Origin of the sequence: Janthinobacterium sp. MP5059B, assembly GCF_001758645.1 — a bacterium.
Taxonomy (GTDB): domain Bacteria; phylum Pseudomonadota; class Gammaproteobacteria; order Burkholderiales; family Burkholderiaceae_D; genus Janthinobacterium; species Janthinobacterium lividum.
Map to the genome: position 1 here is coordinate 159,465 of NZ_LRHX01000009.1, position 19,629 is coordinate 179,093.

At 62.3% G+C, this 19,629-nt stretch carries 18 protein-coding genes; 7 read left to right on the plus strand and 11 right to left on the minus strand.

Features of this window, described 5'->3' with window-relative positions; all coding sequences use genetic code 11:
* Positions 1-7 precede the first annotated feature (7 nt).
* Entirely contained in the window at positions 8-898 is an 891-nt protein-coding gene (locus JAB1_RS12625; RefSeq protein ID WP_070280151.1) for an ArgP/LysG family DNA-binding transcriptional regulator, read from the plus strand.
* A 13-nt stretch (positions 899-911) separates the two neighbouring features.
* Here JAB1_RS12625 and JAB1_RS12630 read toward each other — a convergent pair whose 3' ends face one another.
* The gene (locus JAB1_RS12630; RefSeq protein ID WP_070280152.1) at positions 912-2,963 is read right to left on the minus strand and encodes a primosomal protein N'; all 2,052 of its coding nucleotides are present in this window, start codon (positions 2,961-2,963) and stop codon (positions 912-914) included.
* 135 nt (positions 2,964-3,098) lie between these two features.
* Between JAB1_RS12630 and JAB1_RS30530 the strand changes: the two genes are divergently transcribed.
* Positions 3,099-3,233 carry a hypothetical protein gene (locus JAB1_RS30530; protein ID WP_256607843.1) on the plus strand — a complete coding sequence of 45 codons (135 nt, stop codon included), beginning with the start codon at positions 3,099-3,101 and terminating at the stop codon, positions 3,231-3,233.
* Positions 3,234-3,804: 571 nt separating this feature from the next.
* On the opposite strand, the gene hemE is transcribed toward JAB1_RS30530, so the two are convergent.
* Entirely contained in the window at positions 3,805-4,890 is a 1,086-nt protein-coding gene (gene hemE, locus JAB1_RS12635) for a uroporphyrinogen decarboxylase (RefSeq protein WP_034780918.1), read from the minus strand.
* 200 nt (positions 4,891-5,090) lie between these two features.
* On the opposite strand from hemE, the gene JAB1_RS12640 reads away from it, so the two are divergent.
* The 5 genes from JAB1_RS12640 (at position 5,091) to JAB1_RS12660 (ending at position 14,362) form a co-directional block, all read left to right on the plus strand.
* Positions 5,091-7,034: a prolyl oligopeptidase family serine peptidase gene (locus tag JAB1_RS12640; protein ID WP_070280153.1), complete on the plus strand. Its 1,944-nt coding sequence runs from the start codon at positions 5,091-5,093 to the stop codon at positions 7,032-7,034.
* On the plus strand, positions 7,031-11,212 hold the full coding sequence (locus tag JAB1_RS12645; protein WP_070280154.1) for a DEAD/DEAH box helicase: 4,182 nt from the start codon (positions 7,031-7,033) through the stop codon (positions 11,210-11,212). Before JAB1_RS12640 ends, JAB1_RS12645 begins: the two co-directional genes overlap by 4 nt.
* A 69-nt stretch (positions 11,213-11,281) precedes the next feature.
* Positions 11,282-11,770 (plus strand): hypothetical protein, encoded by a 489-nt coding sequence (locus JAB1_RS12650; protein WP_070280155.1) that lies wholly within the window; start codon positions 11,282-11,284, stop codon positions 11,768-11,770.
* A gap of 169 nt (positions 11,771-11,939) precedes the next feature.
* A complete protein-coding gene (locus JAB1_RS12655; protein WP_070280189.1) occupies positions 11,940-13,799 on the plus strand; it encodes a DUF885 domain-containing protein in 1,860 nt (619 codons plus the stop codon).
* 182 nt (positions 13,800-13,981) lie between these two features.
* The gene (locus JAB1_RS12660) at positions 13,982-14,362 is read left to right on the plus strand and encodes a hypothetical protein (protein WP_070280156.1); all 381 of its coding nucleotides are present in this window, start codon (positions 13,982-13,984) and stop codon (positions 14,360-14,362) included.
* A gap of 84 nt (positions 14,363-14,446) precedes the next feature.
* Here JAB1_RS12660 and tatC read toward each other — a convergent pair whose 3' ends face one another.
* The 9 genes from tatC to hisH all read right to left on the minus strand — a co-directional run bounded on the left by tatC (position 14,447) and on the right by hisH (position 19,615).
* Positions 14,447-15,202 (minus strand): twin-arginine translocase subunit TatC, encoded by a 756-nt coding sequence (tatC, locus tag JAB1_RS12665; protein WP_034780926.1) that lies wholly within the window; start codon positions 15,200-15,202, stop codon positions 14,447-14,449.
* The gene (tatB, locus tag JAB1_RS12670) at positions 15,199-15,732 is read right to left on the minus strand and encodes a Sec-independent protein translocase protein TatB (protein WP_034780928.1); all 534 of its coding nucleotides are present in this window, start codon (positions 15,730-15,732) and stop codon (positions 15,199-15,201) included. Before tatB ends, tatC begins: the two co-directional genes overlap by 4 nt.
* 48 nt (positions 15,733-15,780) lie before the next feature.
* Positions 15,781-16,017, minus strand: coding sequence for a Sec-independent protein translocase subunit TatA (tatA, locus tag JAB1_RS12675; protein WP_034780931.1), 237 nt, complete (start codon positions 16,015-16,017; stop codon positions 15,781-15,783).
* Between the two features lie 80 nt (positions 16,018-16,097).
* A complete protein-coding gene (locus JAB1_RS12680; protein WP_034780933.1) occupies positions 16,098-16,469 on the minus strand; it encodes a histidine triad nucleotide-binding protein in 372 nt (123 codons plus the stop codon).
* A 16-nt stretch (positions 16,470-16,485) separates the two neighbouring features.
* Positions 16,486-16,857 (minus strand): phosphoribosyl-ATP diphosphatase, encoded by a 372-nt coding sequence (locus JAB1_RS12685; RefSeq protein ID WP_034780935.1) that lies wholly within the window; start codon positions 16,855-16,857, stop codon positions 16,486-16,488.
* A complete protein-coding gene (gene hisI, locus JAB1_RS12690) occupies positions 16,854-17,291 on the minus strand; it encodes a phosphoribosyl-AMP cyclohydrolase (RefSeq protein WP_034753847.1) in 438 nt (145 codons plus the stop codon). The genes JAB1_RS12685 and hisI overlap by 4 nt, the downstream gene beginning before the upstream one ends.
* A gap of 34 nt (positions 17,292-17,325) precedes the next feature.
* Positions 17,326-18,087: an imidazole glycerol phosphate synthase subunit HisF gene (hisF, locus tag JAB1_RS12695; RefSeq protein WP_034781025.1), complete on the minus strand. Its 762-nt coding sequence runs from the start codon at positions 18,085-18,087 to the stop codon at positions 17,326-17,328.
* A 60-nt stretch (positions 18,088-18,147) separates the two neighbouring features.
* Positions 18,148-18,921 carry a 1-(5-phosphoribosyl)-5-[(5-phosphoribosylamino)methylideneamino]imidazole-4-carboxamide isomerase gene (gene hisA / locus JAB1_RS12700; protein WP_034780937.1) on the minus strand — a complete coding sequence of 258 codons (774 nt, stop codon included), beginning with the start codon at positions 18,919-18,921 and terminating at the stop codon, positions 18,148-18,150.
* Between the two features lie 55 nt (positions 18,922-18,976).
* A complete protein-coding gene (hisH, locus tag JAB1_RS12705) occupies positions 18,977-19,615 on the minus strand; it encodes an imidazole glycerol phosphate synthase subunit HisH (protein ID WP_071653348.1) in 639 nt (212 codons plus the stop codon).
* Positions 19,616-19,629 lie beyond the last annotated feature (14 nt).

The window sequence follows — 19,629 nt, forward strand, 5'->3', positions numbered from 1 at the left end:
TAAGCTAATGGGACCACTCGATTATCGCGCGCTGGCCGTGCTGGACGCCGTTGCCAGCCATGGCAGTTTCGACAAGGCCGCCCTGGCGCTGGGCATCACCCAGTCGGCCGTCTCGCAGCGCATCAAGGCGCTGGAAGACGCCAGCGGGCGCCTGCTGATCATCCGTGGCCAGCCAGCCGTGCCGACGGGACTGGGCCAGCGCCTGATCGTGCATCACCGCAACGTCAAGCTGATGGAAGCGTCGCTCGACATCGACCTGGGCAACAGCGTCAGCATGCCGGAAATCGCCATCGCCATCGATGCCGACAGCCTGGCCACGTGGTTTCCCGACACCTTGTCCGCCCTGCTGGCGCCACCGCGCTGCCAGCTCGACGTGCGCCTGGCCGACAGCGACAGCGCCTTGCAGATGGTGCGCGACGGCTCCGTGTTTGGCTGCGTGGCAGCCGAGTCCGGCACAGCGATCGATGCGGCGGCCGCCACCAGCGTCACGCCGCTGGGCACCTTGCGCTATGTCTGCGTGGCAACACCCGTATTTGCCGGCCACTGGTTCGGCGATGGTTTTATTGCCGAGGCGGTGCAACTGGCGCCCGCCGTGGTGGGCCAGCACGGCTTGCTGGCGCGTTTCCTTGCTGAACAATTGAGCATGCGTGAACCGTTTCCGCACCACACCTTACCCGTGGAAGCGACGCGCCGCGGCTGTGTCCAGGATGGCCTCGCCTACGGCTTGATGCCGCAGCGCCTGGCCGCGCAGGCGCTGGCAACAGACCGTCTCGTGGATCTGATGCCGGGCAGCACCCTGGACGTACCGCTGAGCTGGCATGCGTGGACCCTGGACACGCCGTTTACCAAGCTGCTGTCCGAGCAGATCGTCAAGTCCGCGCGCGACTATCTGAACTAATTCAGTGAATTCATTAAATATCCAGCGGGTCCACTTCCAGCGACCATTTCACGCGCGTCTTCATGGCGCGCAATTCCGTCAGCCATTCTTTTAAAAACGCCTGCAGCGCGGGCCGCGAGGCGGATTCCAGCAGCAGCTGGGCGCGGTCCACGTTGTAGACGCGCGTCATGCTCATGGGAATCGGGTCGTTGATGGTCACCTGCGGGTGTTCCATGCATTCCTTGGCCGCCTGCAGGAACTCGATGGCCGTGGCCAGCTCCGGGGCTTCCGCGCGCAGCAGGGCCTGGAACAGGTACGGCGGCAGCGCCGCCTGGGCCCGCTCTTCCAGCAAGGTGGTGGCGAAGTGGTCGTAATCGTGGTTGACGACGGCGTCGTACAGCGGATGGCGCGCATAGCGCGTCTGGATCAGCACCTCGGACACGCTGCCCCCTGCCGTCTGCGCGGCGCGCCCGGCCCGGCCCGCCACCTGCATCAGCTGGGCGAACAGCCGTTCGCTGGCCCGGTAATCCTGGGAAAACAGGGCCGTGTCCGGATTCAAGATACCGACCAGGGTCAGCTTTTTGAAATCGTGGCCCTTGGCCACCATCTGCGTGCCGATCAAGATATCCACGTCGCCCCGGTGCACGGTGTCGAACGCTTCCTGGGCGCTGCCCTTCTTGCGCGTGGAATCGGCGTCGATGCGCAAGATCCGCGCCTCGGGAAACAATTGCTGCAAGCCCTCTTCCACCCGCTGCGTGCCGCGTCCCAGCGGCTGCAGGTCGACGTTGCCGCAGGTGGGGCAATGGCGGGGAATGCGCAATTCCAGGCTGCAATGGTGGCAGCGCAAGCGGTGTTCGGGCTTGTGCAGCACCATGAACGAAGTGCAGCGCGTGCAATTGCTGATCCAGCCGCACGATTCGCAGCAGATCACGGGCGAATAGCCGCGCCGGTTCAGAAACAACAGCGACTGTTCCCCGCGCTCCATACGCAGTTTCAAGGCGGCTACCAGATGCGAAGTCAGGCCGTCTTTCGGCTTGTCGCGCTCCATGTCCAAAATCTTGACGCGCGGCAACACCGCATTCTTGACGGCCCGTTCGCGCAATTCCAGCTTGCGGTAGCGCCCCGTCTGTGCATGGTGCCAGCTTTCCAGCGACGGCGTGGCCGAACCGAGCACGATGGGGATCTGCAATTGCCAGGCGCGCCACACGGCCAGGTCGCGCGCCGAATAGCGCAAGCCTTCCTGTTGCTTGTACGACGGGTCGTGTTCCTCGTCGATGACGATGAGTTTGAGTTTCGGCAAGGACGCCAGGATGGCCAATCGCGTGCCGAGCACGATGCGCGCCTGGCCCTGGTGCGCGGCCAGCCAGTGCAGCATGCGCTCGCCTTCGGACAGGCTGCTGTGCAGGGTGGCCAGCATGACGCCGGGAAAGCGCGCGCGGATATTGCCTTCCAGCTGGGGCGTGAGGTTAATTTCCGGCACCAAAATCAGGATTTGCGCATCGTCCTCGCGCGCCAGCACCTGGGCGCAGGCTTGCAGATACACTTCCGTCTTGCCGCTGCCCGTCACGCCGTACAGCAGGGTTGGCTTGAAACCCTGGGCGCCGCCGATGGCGTCCGCCGCTTCCTGCTGCGCCGGGTTGAGCGCCGGCATGTTCAACGGCGTGCCGTCATGCGCGTCGGCCAGCTTGCCCAGCTTCTTGATGGCGCGGTCGAGCGCCACGGTGGTCAGCACGCGCAAATTCTTCGGTAAACCTGGCAGCGCCACTTCACCGAGCGGACGCTGGTAGTAATCGGCGGCAAAGGCAGCCAGCGCCAGCCATTGTCCCGACAGGGGCGCCAGCTGGCTGCGCACGGCCAGCACATCCTTCAATTTCGCGGCGGGCACATCGGTGCTGTCGGATACGCCGACAATCAGCCCCATCACTTCGCGCCGGCCGAACGGCACCAGCGCCAGCTGCCCTACTTGCGGCAGCGGCGCGTCCGCGCCGGCATCCACCGCCGCGTTCCAGCGGTAGTCGAACAGGGCGTTCAAGGGCGTGTCGAGCGCGATTTTCAGGATGCACGACGTCAAAATGCACTGCGACATGGAAGTAGGGCCTATCTCAATAAAAAAGCGCGCCGCAGGGGAAATGGCGCGCGGGATGTCCGGCATCAAGCCAGCGGGCCATGATACTTGTTTCACCTATCAAACGCCTAACGGCGGACAGGACAGCATGTCATCATGCCTGAAGAAAATTCTGTGGATAACTTTGTGGACAAAGCAAAATTAACTTTCAGAAAAATGTGGACAGAAAATTTCGATCGCCGTCAAGAGCGGCACGCAAGAAAAATTAACCATTTAAAATCAATGGCTTAAAAATTGATGCCCGGGAGGCTACAAATCCACAGGACATTTCCGCCGCTGTGCATAACTGAACCATTTGTAATTTATTTATACAGAAATCAGCACCACTTTGAGGCACCCGTTTGGGAAAAACGGGGGCGGCTTGCGGCAAAGTTGACAATTGCCGGGCAAGCGTTCGTTTTTACCTGCCGGGCGGCGAAACATTGTTCAATTATCATGCACTGCAACATACACTTCACGTGAAACCTGAACATCGACGCTAAGTATCGGTTAACAAATTACTTTTCAATTTTATCCACAGAATCTGTTGATAACTTTGTGGACAATGAAGGAATAAGGCCTGCGAACGAAAGAATAACCTTATCAATAGCAACAAAGTCCGCCGAACAAGGCATTTTTTATTTCTTAATAATCAAGCACTTGCAGAGCATCCCCGGGCATGGCTTTTCGACTGCCTCTTATTTCCGCAGCAAAAAAAATTGTGCATAAGTCGGTATTTCTTGCTAGGGCGCAGCAAAGAAAAAGGCAGGCTTCCGCTGGAAAGCCTGCCTTTTCTGTCCCTGCGCGAGGGGAGGCGCTGAAATTACTGGCCGCTGCGCATGGCGCGGCTCATGCTGTGCACGGCTTCCACCATCGCTTCCACGGATTCCGGTGGCGTGAACTGGGAAATGCCATGGCCCAGGTTGAATACATGGCCCGTGCCGGCCGATGGCGCGCCGAAGGCGTTGAGCACTTTAGCCACTTCGGCGCGGATCTGCTCGGGGCTGGCGAACAGGATGGCCGGGTCGAGATTGCCCTGCAAACCCACTTTATGGCCGACCAGCTGGCGCGCGCGCGTCAGGTTGACGGTCCAGTCCAGGCCCACGGCATCGGCGCCGATGTCGGCGATCTGCTCGATCCATTGGCCACCGCCCTTGGTAAACACGATGGCGGGAATCTTGACGCCATCCTTGTCGCGTTTCAGCTGCGCCACCACTTGCTGCATGTAGGCCAGCGAGAATTCCTGGTAGGCGCCGTCGGCCAGCGCACCGCCCCAGGAGTCGAAAATCATCACGGCTTGCGCGCCGGCATCAATTTGCGCGTTCAGGTACTGCGCCACGGAAGTGGCGTTAATCGCCAGGATGTGGTGCATCAGGTCCGGGCGGTTGTACAGCATCTTCTTGATGGTATGGAACTCTTTCGAGCCGCCGCCTTCCACCATGTAGCAGGCCAGGGTCCACGGGCTGCCGGAAAAACCGATCAGCGGCACGCGGCCGTTGAGTTCCGTGCGGATCTGCGTGACGGCCTTGAAGACGTAGTCGAGCGATGCCAGGTCCGGCACTTGCAAGGCCTTCACATCCTGTTCCGTGCGCAGCGGGCGCTCGAACTTCGGGCCTTCGCCATCGGCGAAATACAGGCCCAGACCCATCGCGTCGGGCACCGTCAGGATGTCGGAAAACAAAATCGCCGCGTCGAGCGGGAAACGCTCCAGGGGCTGCAAGGTGACTTCCGTCGCGTAATCGGGATTCTTTGCCAGGCCCAGGAAGGAGCCGGCCCGCTCGCGCGTGGCGCGGTATTCGGGCAAATAGCGGCCCGCCTGGCGCATCAGCCAGACAGGGGTATGCTCGGTCGGCTGGCGCAGCAGGGCGCGCAGGAAAGTATCATTCTGGAGCGGAGCAAATTGTGGCATGGAAGGCAATCAATAGCTTGGAGAAGCGGTATTATCGCATCCAATCGCCGCCATTTCATTGATTCCAGTGCCGCTTTGCAGCATTTGCCACGCACAGCGATGACTTTCGTTGTGCCTGCCCTTCCATTATGATGATGCACGCCGCCGCGCGCCCTGACCCTGCCTGGCGGCCCTTGATCCCCTCACTACACGGAGCCCGCATGACCTCGACCGCATCCAGCACCCCTTATGGCATCTGGCCATCGCCGATCAGCGCGGCCATCGTCGCCGCCGGCGCCTCGCCGCTGACGCAGCTGGCCCTGGGCGGTGCGGATGGCAGCGACGTGTTCTGGCTGGCCGGACGCGCCAGCGAGGCGGGCCGCAACACCCTGCTGCGCCAGCGCGGCGCGCGTGTCGATGAACTGACGCCAGCGCCCTTCAATGTGCGCACCCGCGTGCATGAATACGGCGGCGGCGCGTATGCCGTTGCGGGCGATAGCGTGTATTTCTCGCATTTCGCCGATAATTGCCTGTACCGCGTGGAGGGCGACGGCACCCCGGAAGCATTCACCACGGGCGGCAGCACGCGCCACGCGGATTTTGTGGTCGATGCGGACCGTTCCCGCCTGATCGCCGTGCGCGAGCAGCATCCGGCGGAAGGCCACGCGCATCCGGAAAACTGCCTGGTGGCCGTCGGCTTCGACGGGCGCGAAACGGTGCTGGCGCGCGGCCACGACTTTTATGCGGCGCCGCGTTTGTCGCCGGACGGCAGCCAGCTGGCCTGGATCAGCTGGGATCACCCGCGCCTGCCATGGCAAGGCACGGAACTGTGGCTGGCCGACGTGCATGCGGACGGCCGCCTCGGTTCGCCGCGCCTGATCGCCGGCGGCGCGCGCGAATCGATCTGCCAGCCGGAATGGTCGCCGAACGGCTTGCTGCACTTCGTTTCCGACAGCAGCGGCTGGTGGAATCTGTACCGCCTGCACGGCGCCGACATCGAGGCGCTGTGCCCGATGGAAGCGGAATTTGCCACGCCGCACTGGACCTTCGGCGGCAGCATGTACGGTTTCCTGTCCGACGACGAGATCGTCTGCACGTATATCCAGGCCGGCATCAGCTACCTGGCGCAGTTGAACGTGGCTGCGGCCAAGCTGGAGCCGATACCGCACCCGTACCAGGAAATCCGCGAACTGCGCGTGGGCCCCGGCTTCGTCGCACTGCTGGGCGGCAGCCCCACCATCTCGCTGGAACTGGCGCGCATCGATTTGTCTAACCATGAGCTGGAAGTGCTGGCGCAGTCGATCACGGCCCTGCCCGCGCTCGACTATCTCTCCGTGCCGCGCAGCTTGAGTTTTACCAGCAGCAATGGCCGCACGGCGCACGCCTTCTTTTATGCGCCCACCAACGGCGACGTGCAGCCACCGGCAGGAACATTACCGCCCGTCATCGTCATCAGCCACGGCGGCCCCACCAGCATGGCCAGCAATACCTTGAAACTGGCAACGCAGTACTGGACCAGCCGCGGTATCGGCGTGCTCGACGTCAACTATGGCGGCAGCAGCGGCTTCGGCCGCGAATACCGCGACGCGCTGCGCGGGCAATGGGGCATCGTCGACGTGGAAGACTGCATCGCCGGCGCGCGCTACCTGGCGGCCAACGGCATGGCCGACCCGGAACGCCTGATCATCCGCGGCGGCAGCGCGGGCGGCCTGACCACCCTGTGCGCCTTGACGTTCCACGACGTCTTCAAGGCGGGCGCCAGCTACTATGGCGTGTCCGACCTGAAGGGCCTGGACGACGATTCGCACAAGTTCGAATCGCGCTACACCGACTACCTGATCGCCTCGCAACCGCAAGCCGAGGCGCTGTACCGCGAGCGCTCGCCCATCCACCACACGGATAAATTGTCGCGCCCGATGATCTTCTTCCAGGGCCTCGATGACAAGGTCGTGCCGCCGCAGCAGTCGCAGCTGATGGTCGACGCCCTGCAGGCGCGCGGCGTGCCCGTCGCGTACGTGCCGCTGGAAGGCGAGGGACACGGCTTCCGCAAGGCGGAAAACATCGTGCGCACCCTGGAGGCGGAACTGTATTTCTACCAGCGCGTGTTCGGCCTGCCCGTGGCGGCCGGCGAGCCTCCCGTGCATATCGATAATCTGCCTGCATGACCGAGCAGCATGCAGACCAGCATCTGCTGGACGAGTTCGCCGCACTGGAGCAGCATGAGCAGATGATCCTGGCCCTGCTGGCGATCACGGGCGAACCGGTGGGCAAGCATGCCGTGTATGAACACTTGCAGCGCGCCAATGTCGTCGAGCCGGACGGCACGCCGTTTTCCCTGCTGGTAGTAACCAACATGCTGCAGCGGCTGACGCGCCTGGCGCTGGCGTCCGAGATCGTCGGGCGGGGCTTTGCCTGCGAAGCCAGGCTGCGCTGGCCCGCCATGCGCGCCGCCATCGAGCACCTGGTGTTTCGCGACCTGTGCCAGGCCATCGAGCTGATCAACCCCGTGCGCCGCAACTGGGATGGCTATGTGGAATTGCGCAGCTACCGGCAAGGCGTGGCGCGCCTGCGCATCGCCCTGCTGCGCAATGACGAGGTGCGCCACGTGGCCGCCATCCTGGCCGCCTGCATGGCGTGCTATGAAGCGCAGCAGCTGCATCCGCTGATCGAGATTTTCGGCCGGCCGTTCGAACCGGAAATGTTGTCTTTCGTCATGCCGCAACTGCAGGATGACATCCTCGCCGTGCTGCTGGGCAACGCCCCGCGCGAGCCGGCCACGGCGCACGCCATCCGCGCGTACGCGCGCGCGCATCATGCGCGCCAGGCGGCCGCCGGCGACCATATCGGCGCCGCCCTGCCATTGGCCCTGGCCGAAGACGCCCTGCTGTGCGGCGAACTCGACGCGGCCGCGCGCTACCTGGCGGGCCAGCAGGGACCGCAGGCGCTGTTTGTCGACAGCAGCATCGCCCTGTTGCGCGGCGAACACGCGCACGCCGTGGCGGGCTTCGAGACAGCCTTGAAAGGACTGCGCAAGGAAGCGGGCAAGCGCAAGCTGTGCTTTACGGGCATCGGCGGCCACCTGTACGTGCTGGCCTTGCTGCGCGGTAACGACGCCAAGCTGCTGAAAAGCGCGGAAACCTACCTCGATATCGCCCTGCATGCGCAGCCGAACCACGACAGCATCGTCTACCAGCAACTGAACACCTTGCGCCTGGTGCGCGGCGGCGTGCAGCTGGCGGAAAGCATCCCCACGCGCAGCTGGGAAACGGGACTGCAGGCGCAGCTGTTCCAGGGCTTGCTGTACTACTGGCTGGCGCTACCGCAATTGAGCGAGCGCAAGGACCAGCTGCGGTCGCTGGTGCAGCAGGCGGACGCGGCCGGCTACGATCTGATCGCGGCGCAGGCGGCCGGCTTGCTGGGCTTGATGGGCGAGCCGCAGCAGGAGCGCTATGCGACGGCCAAGCGGGCACAATACGGCTTGACGGACATGGCGCCGTGGTTCGAGCGCCAGGAAGCGTGGCAGCGCCAGCTGAGCGCGCTGATCAACCTGCAGCAGAACGCGCCCGCCGAAGCGCTGGGCGGCGTGTCGCGCCTCGTGTGGCTGGTGGCATTCGACCCGCGCTTCGGCCTCACGGCCGTGGAAGTGCGCGAGCAGAAGCGCGACGCGCGGGGCGGCTGGAGCAAGGGCCGCGCCATGGGTCTGAAACGCCTGGCCGAAGAGGCGGGCGACATCGATTTTCTCACGCCGCAAGACGCGCGCGCGGCGGGCAGCATCGCGCCGTTCAAACAGTATTATTCGTCGGCGCCCCGCTATGAAATCGAGCTCGACAAGGCCGCCGTCTTGCTGGTGGGCCACCCGCTCGTGTTCTGGCTCGACCATCCCGACACGCGCGTGGAACTGATCGCTGGCGCGCCCGAGCTCCTGATCAAGTCGCACGAAGGGCAGCTGTGGCTGGGCATGCAACCGCCGCTGCCCGACAACGGCAGCAATGTAGTGGTGCAGCGCGAAACACCGACGCGCCTGCGCGTGGTGCACATCCTCGACGAACACCGGCGCATCGGCGCCATCGTGGGCCTGGGCCTGTCCGTGCCCCTGCATGCCGAGAAACAGGTGATGCAGGCGATCGGCGCCATTTCGTCCATGGTGACCGTGCAATCGGACATCGGCGGCGGCACCGGCGACGCGGAAGCGATCACGGCCGACCACCGCCTGCACGTGCACCTGCTGCCCTACCAGCAGGGCCTGAAAATGCAGATCCTCGTGCGGCCACTGCTCGACAACGGCGCCTATTACGCGCCGGGCAGCGGCGCCGAAAGCGTGTTTGCGGACGTGGCGGGCCGGGCAGTGCAGGCGCGGCGCGACCTGAACGCGGAACGCGAAGCGCAGCGCCAGCTGATCGGAAAATGCCTGGTGCTGGAAGAGGCGGAGGAAGAGCATGGCGAGTGGCTGCTGGGCCAGCCTGCGCTGGGCCTGCAATTGCTGGTGGAATTGCAGGCGCTGGAGCCAGACGGCATGGTGCTGGCGTGGCCCGAAGGCGAAACCATGCGCGTGTCGAAACGCATCGACAGCGGCCAGATGCGCCTGAATATCAAGAGCGAAAAAGACTGGTTTGCCGCCAGCGGCGAAGTGCAGATCGACGAAGACAAGGTAATGGATTTACGCGCCCTGCTCGACTTGATGCAGAACAACAAAAGCCGCTTCGTGGCCCTGGGCGACAACCAGTTCCTGGCTCTGAGCGACGAATTGCACCGCCGCCTGTCCGAGCTGGCCGCATATGGCGAGGCGCATGCCGACGGCGTGCACATCCACCCGCTGGCCGCCTTCGCGCTGGAAGAGCTGGCCAACGATGCGGGCGGCGTCAAAGCCGACAAACTGTGGCGCGAACACTTGCTGCGCCTGCGCGCCCTCGACGACTATCAACCGCAGTTGCCCAGCACCTTGCAGGCGGACTTGCGCGACTACCAGCTGGCCGGTTTTAACTGGCTGGCGCGCTTGGCGCACTGGGGCGTGGGCGCCTGCCTGGCCGACGATATGGGACTCGGAAAGACTTTACAGGCGCTGGCCCTGATCCTGGCGCGCGCGCCGCACGGCCCCACCCTCGTCGTCGCCCCCACATCCGTGTGCATGAACTGGATCAGCGAAGCGCAGCGCTTCGCGCCCACCTTGAACATCAAACTGTTCGGCAACGGCGACCGCGCCGACATGCTCGATACCTTACAGCCCTTCGACGTGGTGGTGGCCAGCTATGGCTTGCTGCAGCAGGAAGCCACTATGTTTGCCGGCGTGCGCTGGCATACGATCGTGCTGGACGAAGCGCAAGCCATCAAGAATGGCGCCACCAAGCGCTCGCAAGCCGTGATGGCCCTGCAGGGCGACTTCCGCATGGTGGCCAGCGGCACACCGCTGGAAAACCACCTGGGCGAATTATGGAACCTGTTCCGCTTCATCAACCCCGGCTTGCTGGGGACCCTCGACCAGTTTAATTTGCGCTTCGCCGGTCCCATTGAGAAAGATCAGGACAAGCGGGCGGCGGCCGGGGCGCGCTTGCGCTTGCGCCGCCTGATCGCGCCATTCATCCTGCGCCGCACGAAGACGCAAGTGCTGTCGGAATTGCCATCGCGCACGGAAATCGTGCTGGAAGTGGAATTGTCGCCGCAGGAAACGGCGCTGTACGAATCCTTGCGCCGCGAAGCGCTGGAAAAGCTGGCCATGGTGGAAGGGCCGGCATCAAAGAAAGCCATCCAGATCCTGGCGGAAATCATGAAACTGCGCCGCGCCTGCTGCAATCCGCAACTGGTGGCGCCCGAGCTGGGCCTGGCCAGCAGCAAGCTGGCGGCGTTCGCCCAATTGCTGTCGGGCTTGCTGGAAAACCGCCATAAGGTGCTCGTCTTCAGCCAGTTCGTCGACCATTTGACCCTGATCCGCCAGCACCTGGAGCAGCATGGCGTGCGCTACCAGTATCTCGATGGCAGCACGCCCATGCAGGAGCGCAAGCGCCGCGTGGACGCCTTCCAGGCGGGCGAGGGCGACGTTTTCCTCATCAGCCTGAAGGCGGGCGGCATGGGCATCAATTTGACGGCGGCCGATTACGTGATCCACATGGACCCGTGGTGGAACCCGGCCGTGGAAGACCAGGCCTCGGACCGCGCCCACCGCATGGGGCAATTGCGCCCCGTCACCATTTACCGCCTGGTGGCAAAACACACGATCGAGGAAGGCATCGTCGAATTGCACCAGCACAAGCGCGACCTGGCCGACAGCTTGCTGGAAGGCAGCGATGCGGCCGCGCGCATGTCGGCCAATGACATGCTGGGCATGCTGCAGGAGGGCTTGAAGCAATGAGATTGAAAAAATGAGCGGCGCCACCGCGTTCCATGCGATGATCGTTTTTCCCTGTTGCCCTCCCATGCCATGACCGACTATATCGCCACCAGCGCCGGCCAGCGCGCCACCTTTTTATGCGGCAAATCCTGGACCGCCTACGTCAGCACCTTCCTCATTGCCGTGCTGCTATTCTTTGCCGCCCTGCCGCTGGCCTTCAAGTACAACGCGCGCGCCGCCTTCGTGGTGCTGATCGGTTCGGCCGTGATCGTCGGCTACCGCCTGCTGACCATCCGCAGCTACCAGCTGTACTACGATGAAGCGGGCGTCTGGCTGGCGTCCGGCATCTTGCCTTGGAAAAAGAAACTCGCTGGCGTGAAATGGCGCGACATGGATGAAGCCGTCTATGAAACGAACTTCTGGAGCTGGCTGTTCCAGTCCTATACGGTGCGCGTCAGCCAGCGCTACACGCAGGAAACGGAAATCCACGCCACCGGCATGGCGCGCGGCAAGGATGCCGTGGCGGCCCTGAATGCGCGCCATCAGGAGATGCTGCGAGGCAGCGCCATCGTCGTCTAGCGCCGTGCGCGCCCGGCGCAAAAAACTGCGCAGCGGCGGCAATTAATGCTAATCTTTGGGCCGCCCAGGCAAGCAAGGCCAACCTTTCAATAGTTGTTTGTTACTTATATTATCAGTTTATTATTTTCTGATGAGGACAAACAGCAAAATATTCAAGAGATAAACTATGCTGATAAAAAATAAAGTTGCGCTCGCCGCATTGATGATGGCCTTTACCCTGACACCGGCCAGCGCCGCCAAGAAGCCGCAGAAGCAAGGCAAGGCAACGAGCAGCAGCAGCAAGAAAAAAACCGTCGCCAAGAAGGCGGCCGTCGTCAGCGCCGCCACGGCAGCCACGGTAGCGGCCGTGGCCAGCGAGAACAGCAGCGACCGTTCCATGAATAACCTGAGCGGCCAGTTCCTCACGGCCCTGTGGCGCCTGGACCCGGAAAGCGCAATTTCCGTCGGCAAGTACGATGGTGCCGCCAACCTGAGCATTCCCGACGCGGCCAGCCGCCAGAAGCAGCTGGCCTTCATCGAAGAATGGCTGGGCAAGTTCGGCAAGCTGAATGCCGGCAAAATGTCGGACAAGCAACGTACCGACCTGGCCTTGCTGACGAATAAACTGCAAGCGGACCGCTGGTATCTGACCACCTTCCGCGAATTCGAATGGAATCCCGCCCAGTACAACGTGGCCGGCTCCATCGACTTTATCCTGAACACGGAATACGCGGCCCAGCCGCAGCGCCTGCGCACCTTGCTCAAGCGCATCGCCAGCGTGCCGCAATACTATGCGGCCGCGCGCGCCAGCATCGTCAATCCCACGCGCGAACACACGCAGCTGGCCATCGCCCAGAGCGCCGGCGTGCTCAGTGTGCTCGATGACCTGAACAAGACGGCCCAGGGCTCCATCCTGACGCCGGCGGAAAAACAGCTGTACAACGCGCGCATCGCCGCGGCCCGCACGGCCGTGCAAGGCTACGCGGCCTGGCTGACGGAACAGGATGCCGCGCTGGCGCAGAACGGCAACGCGCGCTCCTTCCGCATCGGCAAGGAGCTATATGAACAGAAATTCGCCTACGATATCCAGGCCAGCGTGAGCGCCGAGCAGATGTACCAGAAAGCCCTGGCCGCGCGCGAAAAGCTGCTCGAGCACATGGATAGCCTGTCCGACGAGCTGTGGGTGAAAACCATGGGCAATACGGCCAAGCCGGCGGACCGCACGGCAAAGATCGGCATGGTGATCGACAAGCTGTCCAGCAACCACGTGGCGGCCGCCGATTTCGTGCCGGAAATCCGCCGCCAGATCCCGCAATTGCAGGAATGGGTAACCAGCCACAACCTGCTGACGATGGATCCGAAAAAGCCCCTGGTCGTACGTGAAACCCCGGCCTACCAGCGCGGCGTGGCTGGCGCCAGCATCGAGGCGCCCGGCCCGTACCGCCCGCAAGACCGCACCTACTACAACGTGACGCCGCTCGATGGCGAAACACCGGAGCAGGCGGAAAGCAGCTTGCGCGAATACAACCACTGGATCTTGCAGATCCTGAATATCCACGAAGCCATCCCCGGCCACTACACGCAGCTCGTGTACGCCAACAAGTCGCCGTCTCTGGTCAAGTCCATCTTCGGCAACGGCGCCATGATCGAAGGCTGGGCCGTGTATGGCGAACGCATGATGCTCGAATCGGGCTATGGCAATAACGCGCCGGAAATGTGGCTGATGTATTCGAAGTGGAACTTGCGCAGCGTCACCAATACCATCCTCGACTACAGCGTGCACGTGCTGGGCATGACGGAAGCGCAAGCGCTCGACCTGCTGACGCGCCAGGCCTTCCAGACCAAGCGTGAAGCGACAGAGAAATGGCGCCGCGTGCAGCTGAGCTCAGTACAACTGACCAGCTATTTCAGCGGCTACAGCGAAATCATGGACTTGCGCGAACAGCGCAAGCAAGCGCTGGGCAACAAATTCGTACTGAAGGATTTCCATGAGCAATTCCTCAGCTACGGCAGCGCGCCTGTGAAAGTCATCAAGGAACTGATGAATTAACTGGCACTCGCCATCAGCTTGCAAAGGGCGCCGCGGCGCCCTTTTTTTCGCCGTTGCATCAGCATTTGCGCCAGCGCAAACCGTCGCGGCCCATGGGCGTTAATCTGCTGTGAAGGCAGGCGCCACCGCACTCCTCACTGGCAATTGCCGATTTTCCTGCTAGGCTGGATACAGGAGCGTCCATGCATATGCCCATCCAGTTCGACACCCTCGATTACGCCAAACGCCTCGCCTCGGCCGGCGTGCCCACGCAACAGGCGGAAGCGCATGCGACGGCGCTGGGTGAAGTACTGGGTTCGGTCGTGGTCGTGCATGGCGAGCTGGCGGCGCTGGAGCGCAATCTGCTGGGGGAAATCAAGCTGGTGGCGCAAAAGGTCGATACCAGAGTGGATGCGCTGGAACTGAAATTCGATACCAGAATAGATGCACTGGAGCAAAAATTCGACGCCCGCCTGGAACGCCTGGACTTGCGCCATGGCGCCGACATGAAACACGTGTACTGGATGATGAGCACCCTGATCCTGCTCAACCTGGGCATCCTCAGCAAACTGATGCTGCAGTAAGCACCCACCAACTTTCTTGGCGATAAAAAAGCCGCGGCTCCCGAGGGAGGCCAGCGGCTCGTATCGGCACGCGTTGCGGGCCGTCTAGGACGCTTCTTCCGGCGCCTGGGTTGCCTTGACGAAGATGGGCGCCACCAGCAAGCCCAGCTCGAACAGCAGGCACATCGGGATGGCCAGCGAGAACTGGCTGACGACATCCGGTGGCGTGACGATGGCGGCAATCACGAAGGCGCCAACGATGATGTAGGGACGCACTTCCTTGAGTTTCGCGATGGACACAAGCCCCATGCGTACAAGGATCACCACCACCACGGGCACTTCGAAGGTGGCGCCAAAGGCCAGGCACATCGACATGACGAAATCGAGATAGTTTTCGATATCGGGAGTCACCGCGATCGACGATGGCGAAAAGTCGCTGATGAAGTGAAAGACGCGGCCAAACACGAAGAAATAGCAGAAGGCCACGCCAGCGATGAACAGCAGCGACGACGAGATGACCAGCGGCGCGATCAGGCGCTTTTCATGCGTGTACAGACCGGGGGCGATGAAGGCCCACATCTGGTACAGCACCCAGGGCAAAGCGACGATGAAGGCGATCACCAGCGTCACTTTCATCGGCACGAGGAACGGCGAAATGACGCCGGTGGCGATCATTTTCGAGCCGGCCGGCAGCGAGGCGATCATCGGCTCCGCAATAAAATCGTAGATTTGCGAGGGGCCGGGCCAGTAGAACAGCACGGCACAGACGACGGCGATGCCGATCGAGGCCTTGACCAGGCGGTTGCGCAGCTCGACCAGATGCGAGATAAAAGTTTCTTCCACCGGAGATTTGCTACTCATGAGTAAAAGGAGGAGGAACTGGCGCGCGGACGGAAGCGCGCCACGCGGGCGGCCGCCGACTGCACGTGCAGCTTGCCGCCATGGCGCTGCTTGTACCAGCCAGGGATGGCGGAATTGCGCACCAGCTTCTTGCGGCGGAATTCGCGCGCCTTGCGGGCCAGGTCATCGTTGGTGGCGCGCAGCATGGCTTCATGGGCATCGTGATGCCCCTCATACGAGCTGGAATCGCCGCGCCAAGCGTTTTCCACCTCGGCCAGGTTGCCGGAGATCGAGTTTTCCACGCCATGCATGGATTTCTCCACGCTTTGCTTGACGGAATGGGCCGCATCCTGCACTTCCTTCTGCAGGTTTTTCAGCTCTTCCATCTCAATTTCGCGCGACACTTCGGATTTCACCTGGTTCAGATAGCGTTGCGCGCGGCCATACAGGGTACCGGCCATGCGCGCCACTCTCGGCAACTTTTCAGGGCCGATGACTATCAACGCAACCACGCCGATGATGGCGATTTTAGAGAGACCGAGATCGATCATAAGCGGACAAGGGCTGTTACCGGACGAGGCAAGCGCCCCGCCACGCTATCAGAACTTGCTTTTCTCTTTCGTCTCGACGTCGATGGTGCTTTTGTCGGCCACTTGCGATGGCGCAGCAGGAGGGGTATTGGCTGCCGGAGCGTCATCTTCGCCCTTGACGCCATCCTTGAAGCCTTTGACGGCCTTGCCGATATCACCGCCGATATTGCCCAGTTTCTTGGTGCCGAAGACCAGCATCACAATGACCAGAACGATCACCCAGTGCCAAATACTCAATGAACCCATCACATTCTCCTTGCGGGACGGTGCCCGAATAGCGTCAACCAATGCCGGTAGTATACACGTGAACCCGGCGCACGGCGAAATCAGTGCTGGCCGCGCCAGGGACGGGGGCCGCCGTACACGTGCATGTGCAGGTGATACACCTCTTGCCCGCCGTTCGGGCCGCTGTTGATCATGGTCTTGAAGCCGCCGGCAGGCGCGCCATCGGCGTCATAGCTGACGGCGCAGCCGAACTCGGCAGCGAGTTTCGGTGCCAGGCGCAGCAGCTTGCCCAGCATTTCCGTATGGCTATCGTCACAATCGGACAGGCTGGCCACGTGGCGCTTCGGGATCAACAGCAGATGCACGGGGGCGGCCGGGTTGATGTCCTTGAAGGCCAGCAAGTCCTCGTCTTCATACACGATGGTCGAGGGAATTTGTTTTGCAGCAATCTTGCAAAAAATACAGTTATCCACGCACGCTCCAATCAGGTCAGTGTTTGTCTGTTTCGCCGGCGTCGCGCAGCTCATCCTTGCGTGCCGCCTTTTCTTCCAGGCCGGACAGGCCTTCGCGGCGCGCCAGCTCGTCGAGCACCTGCTGCGGCGTCAGGTCGAACTGCGCCAGCATCACCAGCGAGTGGAACCACAGGTCGGCGCATTCATACAGAACCTTCGACGAGTCGTTGTCGCGGCGCGCATCCTTGGCGGCCATCACGGTTTCCGTCGCCTCCTCGCCGATTTTTTTCAGGATGGCGTCATCGCCCTTGGCAAACAGGCGCGCAACATACGACGTGGCGGGGTCGCCGCCATTGACCAGCTTGCGCGATTCGATCACGGCGGCCAGGCGTTTTAACGTTTCACTCATTTGCTCTTGCTTTCCGCGTAAATCGTCTCGGGGTCTTTCAGGACGGGGTCGGTGACTTGCCATTCACCCGTTTTTTCGTCGCCTTCGAACTTCTGGAAGAAGCACGAATGGCGGCCCGTATGGCAGGCGATGCCACCCGCTTGCTCGATTTTCAGCAAGACCACGTCTTCATCGCAATCGAGGCGGATTTCCAGCACCTTTTGCGTGTGGCCCGATTCTTCGCCCTTGTGCCACAGTTTCTTGCGCGAACGGCTCCAGTACACGGCCTCGCCCAGTTCCACCGTGCGCGCCAGCGCGTCGCGGTTCATCCAGGCGAACATCAGCACGTCATTGCTGCCCGCTTCCTGCGCGATCACGGGCACCAGGCCGTGCTCGTCCCATTTGACCTTTTTCAGCCACTTGGCATTGCTTGCTACGATGGTTCCGTTTTGCATGTTCTTCTATCCTGCCTGTATTTACTGCTGACATTTACGCCAGGCGCATGGGAATGCCCTGCTGCGCCATGAACTGCTTGGCTTCCTGCACCGTGTGCTGGCCATAGTGGAAGATGCTGGCGGCCAGCACGGCGTCCGCGCGGCCCACCTTGATGCCATCGACCAGATCCTGCAAGCCGCCCACGCCGCCCGAAGCGATCACGGGGATGCTGACGGCGTCGGACACGCCGCGCGTCAGGCCCAGGTCGAAGCCGACCTTGGTGCCATCGCGGTCCATGCTGGTGAGCAAGATTTCGCCGGCGCCCAGGCTTTCCATTTTACGCGCCCACTCGAACGCGTCCAGGCCCGTGGCAGTGCGCCCGCCATGGGTAAACACTTCCCACTTGCCGGGCGACACCTGCTTGGCGTCGATGGCGACGACGATGCATTGCGAGCCGTGCTTTTGCGAGGCTTCGTACACCAGTTGGGGATTCGTCACGGCCGAGGTGTTGATGCTGACCTTGTCGGCGCCCGCGTTGAGCAGCCGGCGCACGTCTTCCACCACGCGCACGCCGCCGCCCACGGTCAGCGGAATGAACACTTGCGACGCCACGGCTTCGATGATGTCGAAGATCAGGCCGCGGTTGTCGCTGGACGCGGTAATGTCGAGGAAAGTGATTTCATCGGCGCCCTGCTCGTCATAACGGCGGGCAATTTCCACCGGGTCGCCGGCGTCGCGCAATTCCGTGAAATTGACGCCTTTGACAACGCGGCCATTCGTCACGTCGAGGCAGGGGATGATACGTTTTGCAAGCATGATGGTATCCAGATTGTCGCCAGGCCAGGGCATGCACGCGCACGCCCCGGCCAGGCAGGCTTAAACGGCGGCGTCGGTCAGTTCGTCGGCGCGTTCCTGCGCCTGCGCCAAGTCGATCGTGCCTTCATAGATGGAACGGCCGCAGATCACGCCTTCGATGCCTTCGGCCTGGACCGCGCACAGCGCTTCCACGTCGCCGATATTGTGCAGGCCGCCCGAGGCGATGACGGGGATCTTGACGGCTTGCGCCAGCTTGACGGTGGCCTCGATATTGATGCCGCCCATCATGCCGTCGCGGCCGATGTCCGTATAGATGATCGATTCGACGCCGTAGGCTTCGAATTTTTTCGCCAGATCGATCACTTCATGGCCCGACATCTTGCTCCAGCCATCCGTTGCCACTTTGCCATCCTTGGCATCGAGACCGACGATGATGTGGCCCGGGAAGGCGCTGCAGGCATCGTGCAGGAAACCGGGGCTTTTCACGGCCGCCGTGCCGATGATGATGTAGGTGATGCCGGCGTCGAGGTAGCGCTCGATGGTGTCGAGGTCGCGGATGCCGCCGCCCAGCTGCACGGGGATTTCCTCGATGTCGTTTTCCACGGCGAAATCCTGCACGGCTTTCAGGATGGCCTTGACGGCGCCTTCATTCTTCGGCTTGCCGGCAAAGGCGCCGTTCAAGTCGACCAGATGCAGCCGGCGCGCGCCTTGCATCAGCCAATGGCGGGCCATGTCGGCCGGGTCTTCGGAAAATACGGTGGCGAGTTCCATATCGCCTTGTTTCAGGCGTACGCAGTGACCGTCTTTCAGGTCGATGGCGGGAATAAGCAGCATGGTCAGTGTGGTTTAAAAGTGAGTGAGAGGCGGAAAAAAAGCCGGAGAGCCAACGTTAAGGTTGCCAGTGAACAAAGTTCTTGTACAGCTGCAAGCCAGCGGCAGCACTTTTTTCAGGGTGAAACTGTGTCGCGAAAATATTATCACGAGCGACGGCACAAGCGAACGGCGCACCATAGACAGTCTCGCCCACCGTGTGCGCCGCCTCTTGAGGTTGAGCAAAATAGCTGTGCACGAAGTAAAAATACGCGTTGTCGGCAATGCCATCCCACATGACATGGGACGCCGTCTGCCGCACTTGGTTCCAGCCCATTTGCGGCACCTTGAAGCGCGAGCCATCTTCCTGCACCTGGCCGTCGAGCTGGAAGCGCACGACTTTGCCTGGCAACAAGCCCAGACCGGCCGCATTGCCTTCTTCGCTGCCGTCGAACAACATTTGCTCGCCGATGCATACGCCCAGCACGGGCTTGCTGTCGGCGGCGCGCAGCAGCGCTTCGAGCACGCCCGATTCGCGCAGGCTGCGCATGCAGTCAGGCATGGCGCCCTGGCCCGGCAAGACGAGGCGGTCGGCGCTGTCGATGTCTTCCACCGTGCCGGAAATGCGTACATCGGCTTCCGGCGCCACGGCGCGCAGCGCTTGCGCTACCGAGCGCAAATTGCCCATGCCGTAATCCACCACCACAATTTTATTCATGTTTGATCCCGGAA